This window comes from Novosphingobium sp. B-7, from assembly GCF_000410615.1.
In the GTDB taxonomy this organism is placed as follows: domain Bacteria; phylum Pseudomonadota; class Alphaproteobacteria; order Sphingomonadales; family Sphingomonadaceae; genus Novosphingobium; species Novosphingobium capsulatum.
In genome coordinates, this window is sequence record NZ_KE148461.1 from 1 (window position 1) to 2,527 (window position 2,527).

The window sequence follows — 2,527 nt, forward strand, 5'->3', positions numbered from 1 at the left end:
CCAGGGCACGGCCGCGGCGAGCCTGCAGGTCGTGGACCTGTGCCGCCAGTTCGGCGCGCACCGGCACGGCGATTTCAGCCGCCGCCGTGGGCGTGGGCGCGCGCAGGTCGGCCGCGAAATCGGCAAGCGTGGTGTCGGTTTCGTGGCCCACGGCGCTGATCACAGGAATCGTGCTGGCCGCAATCGCGCGCACCACCTCTTCCTCGTTGAAGCTCCACAGGTCTTCGATCGACCCACCACCACGCGCCACGATAACCACGTCGGGGCGCGGCACCGGCCCGCCTGGGGCCAGATCGGAAAAGCCGCGCACCGCCGCTGCCACTTGTGCGGCCGCGCCCTGGCCTTGGACCAGCACCGGCCAGACCACGACATGGCTGGGAAAGCGATCCGACAGGCGGTGCAGGATATCGCGGATCACCGCCCCGGTGGGGGAAGTGACCACGCCGATCACGCGCGGCAGGAACGGCAGGGCCCGCTTGCGCGCCCGGTCGAACAGCCCTTCTGCTTCCAGCCGCGCCTTGGTCTTGGCCAGCAGCGCCAGCAGCGCGCCTTCGCCGGCAATCTCCATGCGATCGACCACGATCTGGTAATTCGAGCGGCCGGGATAGGTCGTCAGCTTGCCGGTGGCGATCACTTCCACGCCGTCTTCGGGCATGAAGCCCAGGCGCTGCGCATTGCCGCGCCACATCACCCCATCGAGCCGCGCGCCTTCGTCCTTCAGCGACATGTAGAGGTGGCCCGAGGCCGCGCGCTTCACCCCTGAAAGTTCGCCGCGCACGCGCACGAAGCCGAACCGATCCTCCACCGTGCGCTTGAGCTGGGCAGAAATCTCGGAGATCGACAGGGCCGGGGCGTTGTCGCCGGCGCGTTCGCTCGCTAGGAGCCCGTCCTTGCGAAAGTCATCGTCGTCATTGGGCGCGGAAGGGAAGGCCATGCATATCCTGTTGTTGGGTTCGGGCGGGCGTGAACATGCCCTGGCCTGGAAACTGGCCCAATCCCCGCTGTGCAGCAAGCTCTATGCGGCACCCGGCAATCCCGGCATCGCCCAGGACGCGCAACTGGTGGCGCTCGATGCCAGCGATCATGCCGCCGTCATCGCGTTTTGCAGCGAGCAGCGCATTGGCCTGGTGGTGATCGGGCCGGAAGCGCCACTGGTCGATGGCCTGGCCGATTCGCTGCGCGGCGAAGGCATTGCCGTGTTCGGGCCGAGCAAGGCCGCCGCCCAGCTCGAAGGGTCCAAGGGCTTCACCAAGGACCTGTGCGCCAAGGCCGGCATTCCCACCGCCGGCTATGTCCGCGCCACCAGCGCGCAGGCCGCGCACCAGGCGCTCGACCAGTTCGGCGCGCCAGTGGTGATCAAGGCCGATGGCCTGGCCGCCGGCAAGGGCGTGGTCGTGGCAATGACCATGGATGAAGCCCGCGCCGCGGTGGACGACATGTTCGACGGCCAGTTTGGCGAAGCAGGCGCCGAAGTGGTGATCGAGGAATTCCTCGAAGGCGAGGAAGCCAGCTTCTTTGCCCTGACCGATGGCGCCACCGTGCTGCCGCTGGCCTCTGCCCAGGATCACAAGCGCGTCGGCGATGGCGATACCGGCCCCAACACCGGCGGCATGGGCGCCTATAGCCCGGCCCGCGTGCTGACCCCGGCACTGGAAGCCCAGGCCATGGCGCAGATCATCGTACCCACGGTCAAGGCCATGCAGGATGCCGGCACGCCCTATTCCGGCGTGCTCTATGCCGGACTGATGCTCACGGCCAAGGGTCCGCAGCTGATCGAATACAACGCCCGCTTTGGTGACCCGGAATGCCAGGTGCTGATGCTGCGGCTGGAAACCGATCTGGTCGAACTGCTGCTGGCCTGCGCGGAAAACCGCCTGTCATCGGTCGAGCCGCCGCGCTTCAGCAGCGATCCGGCACTGACCGTGGTGATGGCTGCGCGGGGCTATCCCGGCACGCCGAAGAAGGGCGGCGCGATCCACGGCATCGCCGCGGCCGAAGGCACCGGCGCCAAGGTGTTTCACGCCGGCACCGCGCTGGGCGCCGATGGCCAGCTCGTGTCCAGCGGTGGCCGCGTGCTCAACGTGACGGCGCGCGGCAAGACCGTGCACGCCGCGCGTGACGCTGCCTATGCCGCTGTCGATGCACTGGATTTCGCCGATGGCTTCTGCCGCCGCGATATCGGCTGGGGCGAGATTGCCCGCGAAGGGGCCTGATCGCCGGTTGCCTGCCCCGCGCTGATCGTTCAGCGCGGCGCCACGACCTGCCACGCGGCGATGTTGCTGGGCGTCTTGGCCGTTGTCGGCAAGGCGATCGGGCGCAGCCATGATGGCGGCGTGCCGGCCAGCAGCGCGGCGGCCAGGCCATGGGGCGCCTGGCGGCGATAGAGATGCATCTCGGGCGCCACGGTGCAGACCACCACCAGCGTGGCATGGCGCTTGGCCACATAGGCGCGCGCCTGTTCGGGATCGGCCAGGAAGCCGTGCATCACATCGCTGATCGCGGCAGCGGCGCGGTGATGCCCGGTGGC

General features: G+C 68.8%; 2 protein-coding genes and 1 pseudogene. 1 reads left to right on the top strand and 2 read right to left on the bottom strand.

Annotated elements, in window-relative coordinates; all coding sequences use genetic code 11:
* Positions 1-934, bottom strand: a 934-nt coding sequence (xseA, locus tag H926_RS0120385) for an exodeoxyribonuclease VII large subunit (protein ID WP_022677922.1), incomplete at its 3' end; no start/stop codon positions are given.
* On the opposite strand from xseA, the gene purD reads away from it, so the two are divergent.
* A complete protein-coding gene (gene purD / locus H926_RS0120390) occupies positions 933-2,213 on the top strand; it encodes a phosphoribosylamine--glycine ligase (protein ID WP_028658286.1) in 1,281 nt (426 codons plus the stop codon). The genes xseA and purD overlap by 2 nt on opposite strands.
* 29 nt (positions 2,214-2,242) lie before the next feature.
* Here the strand turns inward: purD and H926_RS33735 are convergent.
* Positions 2,243-2,527: pseudogene (locus H926_RS33735) on the bottom strand (hypothetical protein); the annotation flags it as partial.